This is a genomic window from Pseudomonas sp. EA_35y_Pfl2_R5 (genome assembly GCF_963970805.1).
In the GTDB taxonomy this organism is placed as follows: Bacteria; Pseudomonadota; Gammaproteobacteria; order Pseudomonadales; family Pseudomonadaceae; genus Aquipseudomonas.
The window spans coordinates 202,225-217,939 of record NZ_CAXAOW010000001.1; the positions used below are offsets into that span (position 1 = coordinate 202,225).

Below are 15,715 nucleotides of genomic sequence, written 5' to 3' on the forward strand. Positions count from 1 at the left end.
TGGCGGCAGAACCGCAGTGCCAAGCAAAATTCTTTTGCCAATCAGGAAAAACTTTATGGACAAGCTCAGCGCCATGGCCATGTTTGTCGCCACCGCCGAGCACGGCAGCTTCAGCCGCGCGGCCGAGCAACTGGGCAAGACGCCTTCGGCCCTGACCAAGGCGGTCAGCCACCTGGAAGCCGAACTCGGCGCGCAGCTGTTCGAGCGCAGCACCCGCCGTACTGCACTGACCGAGGCCGGACGGCTTTATCTAGATACCGCGCGCCAGGTGCTGCAGCGCCTACACGATGCCGGTGAGGAGATCGGTCAGCTCAAGCACGGCCTGCATGGCAAACTGCGCCTGACCGCGCCGCTGGGCTTTGGCCGGGCGTTTCTCGATGAGGCGTGTGGCGGCTTTCTCGTCGCCAACCCGCAGATTCGCCTGCGGGTGGATTTGTGCGACGCCTTTGTCGATCTGGTCGAAGGTGGCTATGACCTGGCCCTGCGCGAGGGCCGCAGCGACCTGCCGGGGCTGATTGCCAAGCCCCTGGGGCACAACCGTATCGTGCTGTGCGCCAGCCCGGCCTACCTGGCCGCCAACCCGACGCCGGTGCGCCCGCAGCACTTCGCCCAGCACCAATGGCTGCTCTACCGCCATCCTTCACTGGATCAGCACTTTTGGTGGCTGGCGCTAAACGGTGTGCGCCTGCGCGTCCCAGTGCCTAATGCCCGCCTGGAAAGCGACAACTACGATCTGTTGCTGGCCAATACCCTGAGCGGCGCAGGCCTGTACGGCTGCCCGACCTGGAGCGTGCAGCCCTATCTGGACAGCGGCCAACTGGTGCAGGTGATGCCCGAGTACGACTTCGACCCGGATGCCTTCGGTCCACTGATCCTCGCCGTATATCCCAGCCATCGGCGCGCCACGCGCAAGGTGCAGGCGTTTATCGATTACCTGGCGGCGTTTCTCGATGCACGTGGTCTCGGCCTCAAGCCCACAATCGAGGCCTGAGCAATATCGCCGGCGCGGGCGGAACCGGCCCATAGCGGCGAGGTCTCACGGTTCTGTTGTGCGCCGCTTGCCGTTAGAATCCGCCTCTGCCTGGCGCGGCCAAACAGCTGCTGTGGTTTGACTGGCATAACAGACGATACTCTGCCGCAGGTTTTGCCCTACACCTCACACCCGCGCTTCATGCGTGCCGAGCCGCCCTGGGCGACCCGGCAACCTGTCATTTACGGTGAACAGACCCCATGCCTACGCTTGCCCATCGTGTCGCCGCCTTATGTTTCGGCGTGCTCTTTACACCGCTGCTGGCCCTGGCCGCAGAGCCGCAACCGACCCACGAATTCAGCCTGGACAATGGCCTCAAGGTCATCGTGCGCGAAGACCATCGCGCTCCGGTGGTGGTCAGCCAGCTCTGGTACAAGGTCGGCTCCAGCTACGAGACGCCGGGCCAGACCGGCCTGTCCCATGCCCTCGAGCACATGATGTTCAAGGGCAGCCGCAAGCTCGGCCCCGGCGAAGCCTCGCGCATCCTGCGTGAACTGGGCGCCGAGGAAAACGCCTTTACCAGCGACGATTACACCGCCTACTACCAAGTGCTGGCCCGCGATCGGTTGGCCATTGCCCTGGAACTGGAAGCCGACCGTCTGGCCAGCCTCAAGCTGCCGGCCGACGAGTTCGCCAAGGAAATCGAGGTGATCAAGGAAGAGCGCCGCCTGCGCACCGACGACAAGCCGTCGAGCCTGGCCTATGAGCGCTTCAAGGCCATGGCCTACCCCGCCAGCGGTTACCACACGCCGACCATCGGCTGGATGGCCGACCTTGAGCGCATGACCGTCGAGGAACTGCGCGCCTGGTATGAAGCCTGGTACGCGCCGAACAACGCCACCCTGGTGGTGGTCGGCGACGTCAGCGTCGCCGAGGTGAAAATCCTTGCCGAGCGCTATTTCGGCGCCATCCCCAAGCGCACGGTACCGACGGCAAAAGCGCCGCGTGAGCTGGCCGCACCGGGCGAACGGCGTATTACCCTGCACCTGAAAACCCAGCTGCCGAGCCTGATGATGGGCTTTAACGTGCCAGGCCTCGCCACCGCCGAACAACCGCGCCAGGTGCACGCGCTGCGCCTGGCCGCCGCCCTGCTCGATGGCGGCTACAGCGCCCGCCTACCGACCCGCCTGGAGCGCGGCGAGGAACTGGTATCCGGCGCATCGGCCTGGTACGACGGTTTCTCCCGTGGCGACAGTCTGTTCATCCTGTCCGCCACGCCCAACGTGCAGACCGGCAAGACGCTTGAGCAGGTCGAAGCCGGCCTGTGGCGCGAGCTGGAGGATTTGAAGAACACCCCACCGAGCGCCGAAGAGCTTGCCCGTGTGCGTGCACAAGTGATCGCCGGCCTGGTCTACGAGCGTGATTCGATCACCAGCCAGGCCACCGCCATTGGCCAACTGGAAACCGTCGGCCTGTCATGGCAGCTGATCGACCAGGAGCTGACCGAACTGGAGGCCGTGACCCCGGCCGATATCCAGCAGGCCGCCCGCACCTTCTTTACCCGCGACCGCCTGAGCGTCGCCCATGCTCTGCCTGAGGAGAAGCGCAATGAGTGAGCGTAATGGCCTGCGCTACGGCCTGCTCGGCCTGGCGCTACTGATATTGCTGGCCCTGCTGGCCCTGGTGAGCAACCGCCCGGATAGCAGCCCAACCGCGGCTCCGGCCGTTGAATCGACCAGCATCGAGTCCCTGGCCGCCCTTGGCGATCAGCCGCCCAGCCGCCGTGATCTGAATATCCAGACCTGGCAAACCACCGAAGGCGCCAAGGTGCTGTTCGTCGAAGCCCGCGAGCTGCCGATGTTCGACCTGCAACTGACCTTTGCCGCCGGCAGCAGCCATGACGACGGAATTGCCGGCCTGGCCATGCTGACCAACGCCATGCTCAACGAAGGCGTACCGGGCAAGGATGTCGGTGCGATTGCCGCCGGCTTCGAAAACCTCGGCGCCAATTTCGGCAACGGTGCCTACCGCGACATGGCCATCGCCAGCCTGCGCAGCCTCAGTGCGGCGGACAAACGCGAGCCGGCCCTGCAGCTGTTCAATCAGGTGCTCGGCCAGCCGACCTTCCCAGAAGACGCCCTGGCGCGAATCAAGAACCAACTGCTGGCCGGTTTCGAGTACCAGAAGCAGAACCCCGGCAAGCTGGCCAGCTTGGCGCTGTTCGAGCGCCTGTACGGCACGCACCCGTACGCCCATCCGAGCGATGGCACGGCGGAGTCGATTCCGGCAATCAGCCGCGAGCAACTGCAGGCATTCCATGCCAAGGCCTACACCGCCAGCAATGCGATTATCGCGTTGGTCGGCGACCTCTCGCGCAGCGACGCCGAAGCCCTGGCCAGCCAAGTCTCAGCCGCCCTGCCCAAAGGCCCGGCACTACCGCGCATCGCCCAGCCGGAAACACCCGAACCCGGCCTGCTACATATCGAGTACCCGTCGAACCAGACCCACCTGATGATCGCCCAGCTCGGCATCGATCGCCGCGACCCGGACTACGCCGCGCTCTACCTGGGCAACCAGGTATTCGGCGGCGGTGGTTTCGGCACCCGCCTAATGACCGAAGTGCGTGAGAAACGCGGTCTAACCTACGGCGTCTACTCCGGCTTCAGCGCCATGCAGGCGCGCGGTCCGTTTATGATCAACCTGCAGACCCGCGCCGAACTCAGCGATGGCACCCTGCAGTTGGTCAAAAGCATGCTGGCCGACTTCATCAAGGACGGCCCGACCGCTGACGAGCTGAACAACGCCAAGCGCGAGCTGGCCGGCAGCTTCCCGCTGTCCACTGCCAGTAACGCGGCCATCGTCGGTCAGCTGGGTTCCATGGGCTTCTACGACCTGCCACTGAGCTACTTGGAAGACTTTATGCGCGACGTGCAGGCGCTGGATGTAGCGCAGGTCAAGGCTGCCATGGCCAAGCACCTGAACCCCGATGCGCTGGTGATCGTCACCGCAGGCCCGGCAGTGGCTCAGAAAGAACTGCCGCCGCCCACTGACAACCCTGTCGAACAACCCTCTGCGATCCCGGAGCACTGATGAGCAAGCGACCCAAGCCGCCGAAAGCCAACCCCGCCCATAGTGGCGATGGCCAGCTGCGGATCATCGGCGGGCAATGGCGCTCACGCCAGTTCAACTTCCCCATGGCCGCCGGCTTGCGGCCAACGCCAAACCGCGTACGGGAAACCCTGTTCAACTGGCTGGCGCCCTACGTCGAAGGCGCCAAAGTGCTCGACCTGTTCGCTGGCAGCGGTGCGCTGTTTCTTGAAGCACTGTCACGCGGTGCCGGCAGCGCCTTGGCCCTGGACCTCAACCCTGCCGCCATCGCCAGCCTGCGCGGGCACCTGCAAACGCTGAACTGCGGCAACGGCCAGCTGCAGCAGACCGACGCCCTGCTCTACTTGCAGAACCCGGCAGCCACACCGTTCGATCTGGTGTTTCTCGACCCGCCGTTCAACCAGAATCTGCTCCTGCCCGCCTGTACCCTGCTGGAGCAGAACGGCTGGCTGGCGGCCGACGCCTGGGTCTACACCGAAAGCGAAAATTCACCGTCCAGCCTGGGCATGCCCGGCAACTGGCGCCTGCACCGCGAGCAGAAGGCCGGCCAGGTGTATTACGCGCTATGGCAGCGCACGGCCGAAGCCTGAGGGGAAACCTTGGGGCTTCACGCTGTGAAGCCCAACCTCGGCCAGGTTCTGTTATTCGCCCTACTCATATCGCTTCCGTTTCACCGCCTCAGGCCCTAGCCTGAGCGCTTTCCCAAGCGATATCTGGTCATGCAAACGCCCTTCAAGCCCGCCTGGTGGTTACCCGGCCCACACCTGCAAACCCTGTGGAACCCGATGTGCCGCACGCCAGCGAAGCTTGCACGCATCCGCGAACGCCTGTGGCTGGAAGATGGCGACTTTCTCGACCTGGACTGGCACGGCCCGCATGACGCCAGCACACCGCTGGTGTTGGTGCTGCATGGCCTGACCGGCTCATCCGACTCGCTGTATGTGCTGGGCTTGCAGCAACAACTGGCGGCCCAGGGCTGGGCCAGCGTGGCGCTGAACTGGCGCGGCTGCTCCGGTGAGCCGAACTTGCTGGCCCGTGGTTACCACTCCGGCGCCAGCGAAGATCTGGCCGAAACGGTGCGCCACCTGCGCGCCCAGCGGCCAATGGCGCCGCTGTATGCAGTGGGTTACTCACTGGGCGGCAATGTGCTGCTCAAGTATCTCGGCGAGACCGGCGCAGAAAGTCAGTTGCAGGGCGCGGCGGCAGTCTCAGTGCCGTTTCGTCTGGATCAGTGCGCCGACCGCATCGGCATGGGCTTTTCCAGGGTCTATCAGCGCCATTTCATGCACGAGATGGTGGCTTACGTGAAGGACAAGCAGCGCCTGTTCGCTCATCAGGGCATGGCCGACCGACTATCCACGCTGGAGAAACTCGGCCCGCTGGACGGCATGCGTACCTTCTGGGACTTCGACGGCCGCATCACCGCGCCGCTGCATGGCTACGCGGACGCCGAGGACTATTACCGGCGCGCCTCCAGCCGCTACTTCCTTAGCCGGATCGAAACACCCACGCTGATCATCCAGGCCGCCGACGATCCCTTCGTCTTCCCCCACAGCCTGCCCGAAGCCAACGAACTGTCATCCAGCATCGAATTCGAGCTGCACGCCCATGGCGGCCATGTCGGCTTTGTCGAAGGCAGCCTGGGTAAGCCGGGCTATTACCTAGAACGACGCATCCCGCAGTGGCTGGCCGAGCAAGCCGCGAAACTCCTGTAGGGTGGATGACGCTCTTATCATCCACCAATAGGGCAAGTGATATTCGAGTGGTTGTGTAGGTGACGGTGGGCAAGCTTCGCGTTGCCCCACCCGACAACTACAAAAGCGCCGCCGCAGCAAAGCCGGATGCCATTTAGATCACCTGATCAAGCGGCACATGCAGTTTGGCGTACAAGGCATCCAAAGCCTCGCGCGCTTGCGGGGCGGTGTAGCCGCCTTCCAACGCAAGCACTTGGTAGATGCCACGGCGGAGCATTTCTTGGCTGAGGTCGCCGGGGTTGCCGCGAGTGGTGCAGAGAAAGCGCACCCAGGAGGTCATGATGATCCAGCTATTAAGGGTCAGCGCCTCGATCTGCGCCTCATCCATCAGCAAGATGCCGGCCTCAACAAAGCCCTGATAGATATTCTGCGCCTGCACCAGGCAGCGCTGGGCAAACAAGCGATAGCGCTCGGCCAGCTCGGCGTCGCTGTCGAGCAAGTGCTCCAGATCGCGGTGCAGAAAGCGGTAATGCCACATGGCAGCAAGCAGCGCTTCCAGGTAGAAAGTTTTGTCCTGCACCGTTAGCGCGCGGCCTTCGGGGCGGCGCAGAAAAGTGTCTACCTGGCTTTCGTAGAGGCTAAACAGCTCGGCGATGATCGCCTGCTTGTTACGGAAGTGGTAGTACAGGTTGCCCGGTGAAATGCCCAAGTGCGCGGCGATATGGTTGGTGGTGACGCTGCGCTCGCCCTGGGCGTTAAACAGCGCCAGGCTCTCTTGAATGATGCGTTCGCGGGTTTTCAGTGGGGCTGACATAGCAACTCGATCTCGGCTCAAAAGCCCGGCAAAGGTACACGCAGCCGGCACCAAAGTGTTACCTGCACGCCAATCGATCCGCGCTCGCTAACGTTTAGTTGGGCTACGCACATCGGCTTAAAGCGCCATGCTATTTGACAGATTAGAGCAATTGCTCTAAAAATCCAGCACACCTTTTCTGCAGCGACGTCAGCCCATCTGCCGCACTGCATCGCTGGAATGCCGAGGAGTAACACCATGGTCGCCGACGTCGCCTACCTAGAACAAAGCCTGCAACAGAGCCAACAACAGCTCAGCCAGCTGGAGAGCAGCTTTGCCCGTCAGCGTCAGGCGTTCAAGGCCAACCCCATGCCCTCGGCCGAGCAACGCATCCAGTGGCTGAATGTGTTGCGCGACCTGCTTCGCGACGAGCGCGAGACGCTGATCAGCGCCATCTCCCAGGACTTCAGCAACCGCAGCGCCGACGAAACCCTGCTCGCCGAGCTGATGCCCAGCCTGCACGGCATTCACTACGCGACCAAGCGCATCAAAAAATGGATGAAGCCGTCGCGGCGCAGCGTCGGCATGCAATTTATGCCCGCCGCCGCCAAGGTCATCTACCAGCCACTGGGCGTGGTCGGGGTGATCGTGCCGTGGAACTACCCGCTATTCCTCGCCATCGGTCCGCTGGTCGGCGCCCTGGCGGCCGGCAACCGGGTGATGATCAAGATGAGCGAGTCGACCCCGGCTACCTCGCAGCTGATCAAAGATCTGCTAGCCAAGGTCTTCCCTGAGGATCTGGTAACCGTGGTGCTGGGCGAAGCGGAAGTCGGCATGGCCTTCTCCAAACTGCCGTTCGACCACTTGCTGTTCACGGGCGCCACCAGCATCGGCAAACACGTGATGCGGGCTGCGGCCGACAACCTGACCCCGGTGACCCTGGAGCTGGGCGGCAAGTCACCGGCCATCGTCAGCGCCGACGTGCCGCTCAATGACGCGGCCGAACGCATCGCCTTCGGCAAGACCATGAATGCCGGCCAGACCTGCGTGGCTCCGGACTATGTGCTGGTGCCAAGAGACCGCGTAGACGGCTTCGTCGCGGCTTACCGCGATGCGGTGCAGAGCTTCTACCCGGCGCTGGCAAATAACCCGGATTACACCGCGATCATCAACGAGCGCCAGCAGCATCGCCTCAACGGCTACCTGCAGGACGCCGAAAGCAAGGGCGCCACGGTGATCTCGCTGTACCCCGAAGCTCAGGGCCGGCGCATGCCGCAGGCCGTGCTGCTGAACGTGACGGATGAAATGAAGGTGATGCAGGACGAGATTTTCGGCCCGCTGCTGCCGATCATCCCCTACGACAAGCTGGAAGATGCCTTCGCCTTTATCAACGAGCGCGACCGGCCGCTGGCGCTTTACTACTTCGGCTACGACAAGGGCGAGCAGCAGCGCGTGCTGCACGAGACTCACTCCGGCGGCGTATGCCTCAACGACACCCTGCTGCATGTGGCCCAGGACGACATGCCATTCGGCGGCGTCGGCCCGTCCGGCATGGGCCATTACCACGGCCATGAAGGCTTCCTCACTTTCAGCAAGGCCAAGGGCGTGTTTATCAAACAGCGCTTCAACGCCGCCAAGCTGATCTACCCGCCATACGGCAAGTCGATCCAGAAACTGGTGTACAAACTCTTCGTTCGCTAACCCTTCCTCTGCAGGAGCGGCTAATCCGCTCCTGCATCAGCCTGTTTGAGTGATAACAACAATGCACGACAGCACTCTCGCAGCTACCGGCCTGTCGCGGCGCGGCCTGCTCAAGGTCGGCCTGATGGGCTCGGCCTTTCTCGCCACTGCCGGGCTCACTGCCAGCCTCAGCGGCTGTTCGGCCAGCATACCGAAAGCCGGCTTTGCGGTAATCCGCGAGTCCGACCTGGCCTTTCTCAATGCCTTGATCCCGGTGATGCTGACCGGAGCGGTCACGGCCGAGAAGATGCCACAAGCCGTGGCGGGTACCCTCGCCAACCTCGATTACAGCCTTAGCCACCTCTCACCGGAACTGCTCAAGCTGACCGTGCAGCTGTTCGACGTGCTGGCCATGCCAATCACCCGTGGCCCACTGACTGGCGTCTGGGGCAGCTGGGAAAACGCTTCGAGCGCCGATGTACAGGCGTTTCTCGACCGCTGGCAGAACAGCTCCATCGGCCTGCTGAAGATGGGCCACGCCTCGCTGCTGCAGCTGGTGATGATGAGCTGGTATAGCCGAGCCGAGTCCTGGGCGCACTGCGGCTACCCCGGACCTCCTACAGTCTGACGGCTGGCTGCGCGTCGGCCATGCGTTGTTGCAGATGCGCTCGGACGGTGACGTGTCACCGAACGCCCGGAGGGCGGCCCGCAAGGGCGAGTGAAACGAGTACTGCTCATTTACGCTCGTAAACTCCGCGTCCTCGCGCATCTGCGCCTAGCCTGGCTCTAGCTCGCTCAACCTTTTAAGCAGCGCGATCATAAAAAAGAGAACCTGAAATGCCTGTACCCGATAGCTTTAAAGAGGGCCTGGCCCGTGGTTGGAAAACCTATAACGGCTCACGCCTGGACAGCGATCTGACCCTCGAAGCCGACGTCGCCATTGTCGGCAGCGGCGCGGGCGGTGGCACCACCGCGGAAATCCTCAGTTCGGCAGGCTTCAAGGTGCTGCTGATCGAGGAAGGCCCGCTGAAGACCAGCGACGATTTCAAGATGCTTGAAGACAAGGCCTACGCCAGCCTCTATCAGGAAGGCATCGGGCGCATGAGCAAGGATGGTGCGATCACCATCATGCAAGGCCGCGCAGTCGGCGGTACCACGCTGATCAACTGGACCTCGAGCTTTCGCACACCCGCACCAACCCTGGAACACTGGGCTACGGAACATGGCGTCAAAGGCCACGGCTCAGAAGAAATGGCGCCCTGGTTCGAGCAGATGGAACAGCGCCTGGGCGTCGCGCCCTGGGCCGTGCCGCCGAACGCCAATAACGCGGTGCTCAGCAGCGGCTGTGAAAAACTCGGCTACGAGTGGCAGACGATTCCGCGCAACGTACGCGGTTGCTGGAACCTCGGCTATTGCGGCATGGGCTGCCCGACCAACGCCAAGCAATCGATGCTGGTTACCACCATTCCAGCGACCCTGGAGAAAGGCGGCGAACTGCTCTATCTGGCCCGTGCCGACAAGCTGCTGATCGAGGGTGACCAGGTCATGGGCATCGAATGCCTAGGCATGGACGAGCGCTGCGTCGCCCCCAATGGCCGCAAGATTACGGTCAAGGCCAAGCATTACGTACTCTCCGGCGGAGGCATCAACACACCGGGGATTCTCCTGCGTTCGAATGCACCGGACCCGCATCAGCGCACGGGCAAGCGCACCTTTCTGCATCTAGTGAATTTTTCCGCAGCCTTGTTCGATCAGGTGATCAACCCTTTCTACGGCGCGCCGCAGTCGATCTACTCCGATCACTTTCAATGGGATGACGGCACCGCTGGGCGCCTGTCCTACAAGCTCGAAGTCCCGCCGCTGCAACCGGCGCTGACCGCCACCCTGCTCGGCCGTTTCGGTGTCGATAACGCCATGCGCATGGAGCAGCTGCCCAACACCAATGTGATGCTGGCCCTGCTGCGCGACGGCTTCCACCCAGATAGCGCCGAAGGCACGGTGGAACTGCGCGGCGATGGCAGCCCGGTGCTCGATTACCAGATGACCGATTACACTTGGGACGGCGTGCGCCGGGCCTTCCATACCATGGCCGAGATTCAGTTTGCCGCCGGGGCTAAGGCGGTGCTGCCGCTGCATGCCGATGCCGGCTATGTGAAAACCCTGGCCGAAGCGAAAAGCCTGATCGACAACCTCAGCCTGGAGCTGTACCGCACCCGCCTCGGCAGCGCCCACGTCATGGGCGGTTGCGCCATGGGTGAAGACCCGCAGCAGGCAGTGACTGACAGCCTTGGCCGCCATCACCAGCTGGGCAACCTGTCGATCCATGACGGCTCGCTGTTCCCCACCAGCATCGGGGCCAACCCGCAGCTGTCGATCTACGGCTTAACGGCCAAGCTCGCGACAAAACTCGCCGAACGGCTACGCGGGTAAATTCTTGTGGAGGAACAGGGTCATGCTGCAAAAAGTGGTTTCCGCCTTGCTGATTATCGCCGGCATCATCCACCTGCTGCCGCTCAGTGGTGTGCTCGGCGCTGAGCGGCTGGCGCAGCTCTACGGCCTGGCCTTCGAGGAACCCAACCTGCTCCTGCTGATGCGCAGCCGCGCGGTGCTGTTCGGCCTGCTCGGTGCCTTTCTGGTCTACGCCGCTTTTCGCCCGGCCCTGCAACCGCTCGCTCTAATTGGCGGCCTGGTCAGTGTGCTGAGCTTTCTTCTGTTGGCTTGGAGCAGCCCTACTTATAACGAGGCGCTGCGCCGGGTGGTAATCGCCGACTGGCTGGCGCTGGCCTGCCTGCTGATCGCCACGCTGCTGGTTGTCCTGGCGCGCAAGGTCTAAAGCCAACCGCGCTGACTTGGCCGACGTCGCCTTGCTGCGCTACCATCCGACTCCCCAACGGACCCGCCAGGACGTCACGATGAATCGAGTGTTATACCCAGGCACCTTCGACCCCATCACCAAGGGGCACGGCGACCTGGTCGAACGTGCCGCACGGCTGTTCGACAGCGTGATCATTGCGGTCGCCGCCAGCCCGAAGAAGAATCCGCTGTTCAGCCTGGAACAACGCGTTGAACTGGCCCGGGAAGTCACTCAACATCTGCCGAATGTCGAAGTCGTGGGCTTTTCCACCCTGCTGGCGCACTTCGCCAAAGAACAAGGCGCGAATGCATTCCTGCGGGGCCTGCGTGCAGTGTCCGATTTCGAATACGAGTTCCAGCTGGCCAATATGAACCGCCAACTGGCCCCGGACGTGGAAAGCCTGTTCCTCACTCCGTCGGAAAAATACTCCTTTATCTCCTCGACCCTGGTGCGCGAAATCGCTGCCTTGGGTGGCGATATCTCCAACTTCGTGCACCCGGCCGTGGCCGCAGCGCTGACAGAGCGCTTCAAGCGCTGATCGCAAAGCGTCGGCCGCGTGCAAGCGCGGCCTTGATGGGGCACAATTTGCGCATTGTTTCCCCAGTTTTATGGCTGTGCCCAAGAGAGCACAGCAGGAGTGCGTCATGTCCCTGATCATCACCGACGACTGCATCAACTGCGACGTCTGCGAACCCGAATGCCCGAACGCCGCGATCTCTCAGGGAGAAGAAATCTACGAGATCGACCCCAACCTGTGCACTGAATGCGTCGGCCACTACGATGAGCCGCAGTGCCAGCAAGTCTGCCCGGTCGATTGCATCCCACTCGATGAAAACAATGTCGAGAGCAAGGATGAACTGATGCAGAAGTACCTGATCATCACCGGTAAAGCATGAAGACCGGCCGCCTTTTCTGCGGCTATCACTGGCGTGCCGTGCTCGGCGCGCTTGCTCTGCTTTGCGCCCTTGAGCTGCATGCCGCAGCCCAGCCTGAACGCATCGCCATTGCCAGCGCACACCCAGCCGCCACCGTGGCCGGCCAGGAAACCCTGGCCCTGGGTGGGAATGCCTTTGATGCGGCTGTAGCGATCAGTGCGGCATTGGCAGTGGTCGAGCCCTACGGCTCGGGCCTGGGCGGCGGCGGCTTCTTTCTGTTACGCGAAGCCGGCGAGCAACCCACCTATCGCTTTCTCGATGCCCGCGAACGCGCCCCACAAGCAGCCCATGCCGATCTGTATCGAGTCAACGGCGAAATCAGCAAAGATCTTTCGCTAAATGGCGCATTGGCCGCTGCCATTCCCGGCCTCCCGGCGGCGCTGGTCGAGCTGGCCGAACGCTTCGGCCACCTGCCGCTGCGCGACTCGCTGGCGCCGGCCATTCGCCTGGCCCGCAGCGGTGTCAGCATCGACCGGGTTTACCGGGAACGTGCCCGCTGGCGCTTAGCGGCTATGCGCGACAACCCGGAAACCGCGCAGATATTCCTCGATAAAGGCGAAATACCCGAAGGACTCGGCCTGCTGCGTCAGCCGGAACTGGCCCGCACCTTGGAACAACTGGGCAAAAATGGCCTTGAGGGTTTCTACGGCGGAGTGGTGGCAGAACAGCTGGTCAAGGCAGTGCGTGAGGCAGGCGGTATCTGGACCCTCAAGGACCTGACTGACTACCGCATCGTTGAACGCCAGCCACTGCGCGTTTCTCTGGTTCAGGGGCGCGAGCTAATCAGCGCACCACCGCCATCAGCCGGCGGCATCGCTCTGGGACAAAGCCTGCTGATGCTGCAGCAACTGCCCTGGCAGCAGGCTGATAGCGTGCAGCGCACTCATCTGGTGGTCGAGACCCTGCGCCGCGCCTACCGTGATCGCGGCCTGCTAGGTGACCCGGACTTTGTCCGCAACCCGGCGCAACAACTGCTGGCCCCTGCCTACCTGAAGCAGCTGACCAGCGACATCCACCCACAACGTGCCACGCCGAGTGACAGCCTGCCTCCCAGCAAAACCTGGCAGGAAGGCGACCACACCACCCATTTCTCGGTACTCGACACCGAGGGCAACGCGGTGGCGGCGACACTGTCGATCAACCTGCCGTTCGGCGCAGCCTTTACCGCCCCCGGCACCGGGGTGTTGCTGAACAATGAGATGGATGACTTTGCCGCCGATATACAAGGCAGTAATGCCTACGGCCTGAGCGGTAGCCAGGCCAACAGCATCGCCGCCGGCAAACGGCCGCTGTCGAGCATGAGCCCAAGCTTTATCGAAAGCACCGAGGATTTCGCCAGCTTCGGCACGCCGGGCGGCAGCCGGATTCCTAGCATGGTGCTGCTGGCGATATTGCAGTACCTGGATCAGCAACCGGTCGAGCGCTGGCCCAGTGTCGCCCGCTACCACCATCAGTTTCGCCCCGACTTGATCGAGCACGAACCGGACACTTTCAGCCCAACAGAAATCGCAGCGCTAGAGGCGCTCGGGCATCAATTGAAATCAACCGGCAGGCAGTACGGCAATCAACAGGTGCTGTACTGGGACAAGCAAGACGGGAAGGTTGCGGCGGCAAGTGATCCGCGCGGGATTGGTACTGCGGTGATTAGAACGGCAGCTCCCCAGTAAATCAGACTCAGGCGAAGGCTATGGGCTACACAGGGCTGCCAGGCCAAAATACCGAGGCAGCCCAAAAACAGCGAAGCTACTAGTCTTTGCGATAACCACTGGTAGTACAGCCGAGACAGCGTACAAAAGCAGCCATACCAGGCTCAACAACCAGTGACTTACCTGCCTCACCAATATTGCCACCCGCTGCGGAGAACGGCAGCGTTACAACAAATGCCACAGCACCGATAGCAGTTGCACCGATCAGTAACGGTCGTGCAATCAGCAGATCGCCAATCATTGAATAGGCTTTTGGTGCGTTAGCCGTATAAAGAGGGTCGCCACTAGTGTTCTGCTGCGCTACGTCAGCATAAGCCGGCAGCGCCAGCAGGCCAGTGGTCAGCGCCAGAGCAGCAGCGGTTGAGCGGAACAGTTTCATGGGGCGATCCTTCAGCTATTAGGAGGCGGTGAGTCTAACTATAACAGCGCATTGGTAATTGTCAGCGTGACGGCCGTCAATCGCCATAAAAGGCGTATTCAGGTTTTTTCGGAATAAAGGGTCGGTAAAACACCAGAATCTCCTTGAGATCGGCCATTTCATCTCCCGTCGGTATAAATGTCGGACCGATAACTACACGCCGATTCTGGTAGTCCAGCGCGCCCAGTACAATTGGCACGCCCGCGCCGAGGGCGATGTGATAGAAGCCCATTTTCCAGCGCTCAACCTTCTTGCGCGTGCCTTCGGGTGAGAGGATCAGCATAAATTGCTGATGTTCGCGAAAAGCCTGCACGGCCTGTTCAACCGTATTGCCCTGGCGCTCGCGCCGAATGGCGATACCGCCCCATAGGCGCATCAGCGCGCCAAAGGGCCATCGGAAAATCGTATGTTTGCCGAACCAGCGGGCGTTCAGCCGCAGAACGAACTTCACCGCGATAAAGATCACGAAATCCCAATTGGAGGTGTGATGCGCGCCAATCACTACGAACTTGTCGAGTTTCGGCAACTCCCCTTCGACACGCCAGCCCATCAGTTTTAGCGCCACGCGGCCGACCCACTCGGCCACAAAGTTACGGGGCAGGTAATTACCGGACATCAATACCTCGGTCGTTCTTATTGTTATGTAGTCAGTTCAGCCACCCGTGCCTAACGAGTAAATCCAGCCCGACAAAAGACCTTAACGTTGGCAGCGCGGACAATAGACGCTGGCGCGCTGGCCGAGCTTGACCTCGCGCAAGGTGCTGCCGCAGTGCTTGCAAAACTCACCGCCACGTCCATAGACGAACAGTTCCTGCTGGAAATAACCCGGCTGGCCATCGCCACCGACAAAGTCACGCAGGGTGGTGCCGCCGCGCTCGATGGCATGGGCGAGGATGCGCTTGATCTCGTCCGCCAGCGTCAGATAACGCGCCCGCGACACCGAGCCAGCCTCACGGCGCGGGTCGATACCCGCAGCGAACAGCGCTTCGCTCGCGTAGATATTGCCCACCCCGACCACCACGGCGTTGTCCATGATAAAAGGCTTGATCGCCATGGCGCGGCCACGGGACAGCTGGAACAATCGCTCGCCATCGAACAGTTCGGTCAACGGCTCCGGCCCCAACTTGCTGAGCAGTACATGGCTCAACGGCTCGGCGCTCCAGAGCAGCGCACCAAACCGGCGCGGATCGGTGTAGCGCAGGGCTAGACCGGACTCCAGCTCGATATCCACATGCTCATGCTTGGCCGCTGGCAAACCCGTCTCGACCAGACGCAGACTGCCGGACATACCCAGATGGCTGATCAGGCTGCCGGTTTCGGCCTTGATCAGCAGGTATTTGGCGCGCCGCTCGACGCATTCGATGCGCTGCCCAGACAGCTGGATATCCAGATCTTCGGGAATCGGCCAACGCAGGCGGCGTTCGCGCACGATCACCCGGCTGACACGCTGGCCCTCAAGGAACGGCGCGATGCCGCGGCGAGTGGTTTCTACTTCAGGAAGTTCTGGCATAGCGAGTGGTCAGCTGAGCAATCCGAGCGGGCGCCTACCTTAGCAGG

At 62.2% G+C, this 15,715-nt stretch carries 16 protein-coding genes; 12 read left to right on the forward strand and 4 right to left on the reverse strand.

Annotation, left to right across the window (positions count from 1 at the left end; translation table 11 throughout):
- Positions 1–55 precede the first annotated feature (55 nt).
- The 5 genes from AACX99_RS00880 (at position 56) to AACX99_RS00900 (ending at position 5,793) form a co-directional block, all read left to right on the forward strand.
- Positions 56–991, forward strand: coding sequence for a LysR family transcriptional regulator (locus AACX99_RS00880; protein WP_339408964.1), 936 nt, complete (start codon positions 56–58; stop codon positions 989–991).
- 239 nt (positions 992–1,230) lie between these two features.
- Positions 1,231–2,586, forward strand: coding sequence for a M16 family metallopeptidase (locus tag AACX99_RS00885; RefSeq protein ID WP_339408965.1), 1,356 nt, complete (start codon positions 1,231–1,233; stop codon positions 2,584–2,586).
- Positions 2,579–4,060 (forward strand): M16 family metallopeptidase, encoded by a 1,482-nt coding sequence (locus AACX99_RS00890; RefSeq protein ID WP_339408966.1) that lies wholly within the window; start codon positions 2,579–2,581, stop codon positions 4,058–4,060. The genes AACX99_RS00885 and AACX99_RS00890 overlap by 8 nt, the downstream gene beginning before the upstream one ends.
- Entirely contained in the window at positions 4,060–4,668 is a 609-nt protein-coding gene (rsmD, locus tag AACX99_RS00895; protein WP_339408967.1) for a 16S rRNA (guanine(966)-N(2))-methyltransferase RsmD, read from the forward strand. Before AACX99_RS00890 ends, rsmD begins: the two co-directional genes overlap by 1 nt.
- A gap of 129 nt (positions 4,669–4,797) precedes the next feature.
- Positions 4,798–5,793 carry a hydrolase gene (locus AACX99_RS00900; protein ID WP_339408968.1) on the forward strand — a complete coding sequence of 332 codons (996 nt, stop codon included), beginning with the start codon at positions 4,798–4,800 and terminating at the stop codon, positions 5,791–5,793.
- A gap of 133 nt (positions 5,794–5,926) precedes the next feature.
- Here the strand turns inward: AACX99_RS00900 and AACX99_RS00905 are convergent, their stop codons facing one another.
- The gene (locus AACX99_RS00905; protein WP_339408969.1) at positions 5,927–6,586 is read right to left on the reverse strand and encodes a TetR/AcrR family transcriptional regulator; all 660 of its coding nucleotides are present in this window, start codon (positions 6,584–6,586) and stop codon (positions 5,927–5,929) included.
- A gap of 237 nt (positions 6,587–6,823) precedes the next feature.
- Between AACX99_RS00905 and AACX99_RS00910 the strand changes: the two genes are divergently transcribed.
- The 7 genes from AACX99_RS00910 to ggt all read left to right on the forward strand — a co-directional run bounded on the left by AACX99_RS00910 (position 6,824) and on the right by ggt (position 13,701).
- Positions 6,824–8,266, forward strand: a complete 1,443-nt coding sequence (locus AACX99_RS00910; RefSeq protein ID WP_339408970.1) for a coniferyl aldehyde dehydrogenase — start codon at positions 6,824–6,826, stop codon at positions 8,264–8,266.
- 61 nt (positions 8,267–8,327) lie between these two features.
- Positions 8,328–8,873 (forward strand): twin-arginine translocation pathway signal protein, encoded by a 546-nt coding sequence (locus AACX99_RS00915; protein ID WP_339408971.1) that lies wholly within the window; start codon positions 8,328–8,330, stop codon positions 8,871–8,873.
- A gap of 209 nt (positions 8,874–9,082) precedes the next feature.
- Positions 9,083–10,675, forward strand: coding sequence for a GMC family oxidoreductase (locus tag AACX99_RS00920; protein ID WP_339408972.1), 1,593 nt, complete (start codon positions 9,083–9,085; stop codon positions 10,673–10,675).
- 22 nt (positions 10,676–10,697) lie between these two features.
- Positions 10,698–11,078, forward strand: a complete 381-nt coding sequence (locus AACX99_RS00925) for a phosphopantetheine adenylyltransferase (protein WP_339408973.1) — start codon at positions 10,698–10,700, stop codon at positions 11,076–11,078.
- A gap of 79 nt (positions 11,079–11,157) precedes the next feature.
- A complete protein-coding gene (gene coaD, locus AACX99_RS00930; RefSeq protein ID WP_339408974.1) occupies positions 11,158–11,637 on the forward strand; it encodes a pantetheine-phosphate adenylyltransferase in 480 nt (159 codons plus the stop codon).
- Between the two features lie 106 nt (positions 11,638–11,743).
- On the forward strand, positions 11,744–11,995 hold the full coding sequence (locus tag AACX99_RS00935) for a YfhL family 4Fe-4S dicluster ferredoxin (RefSeq protein WP_090250215.1): 252 nt from the start codon (positions 11,744–11,746) through the stop codon (positions 11,993–11,995).
- Positions 11,992–13,701 carry a gamma-glutamyltransferase gene (ggt, locus tag AACX99_RS00940; protein ID WP_339408975.1) on the forward strand — a complete coding sequence of 570 codons (1,710 nt, stop codon included), beginning with the start codon at positions 11,992–11,994 and terminating at the stop codon, positions 13,699–13,701. The genes AACX99_RS00935 and ggt overlap by 4 nt, the downstream gene beginning before the upstream one ends.
- A gap of 79 nt (positions 13,702–13,780) precedes the next feature.
- Here the strand turns inward: ggt and AACX99_RS00945 are convergent, their stop codons facing one another.
- The 3 genes from AACX99_RS00945 to mutM all read right to left on the reverse strand — a co-directional run bounded on the left by AACX99_RS00945 (position 13,781) and on the right by mutM (position 15,668).
- Complete coding sequence (locus AACX99_RS00945) at positions 13,781–14,119, reverse strand: multidrug transporter (protein WP_339408976.1); 339 nt, start codon at positions 14,117–14,119, stop codon at positions 13,781–13,783.
- Positions 14,120–14,195: 76 nt separating this feature from the next.
- Positions 14,196–14,774 carry a lysophospholipid acyltransferase family protein gene (locus AACX99_RS00950; RefSeq protein WP_339408977.1) on the reverse strand — a complete coding sequence of 193 codons (579 nt, stop codon included), beginning with the start codon at positions 14,772–14,774 and terminating at the stop codon, positions 14,196–14,198.
- An 81-nt stretch (positions 14,775–14,855) separates the two neighbouring features.
- On the reverse strand, positions 14,856–15,668 hold the full coding sequence (mutM, locus tag AACX99_RS00955; RefSeq protein ID WP_339408978.1) for a bifunctional DNA-formamidopyrimidine glycosylase/DNA-(apurinic or apyrimidinic site) lyase: 813 nt from the start codon (positions 15,666–15,668) through the stop codon (positions 14,856–14,858).
- Positions 15,669–15,715: the final 47 nt, after the last annotated feature.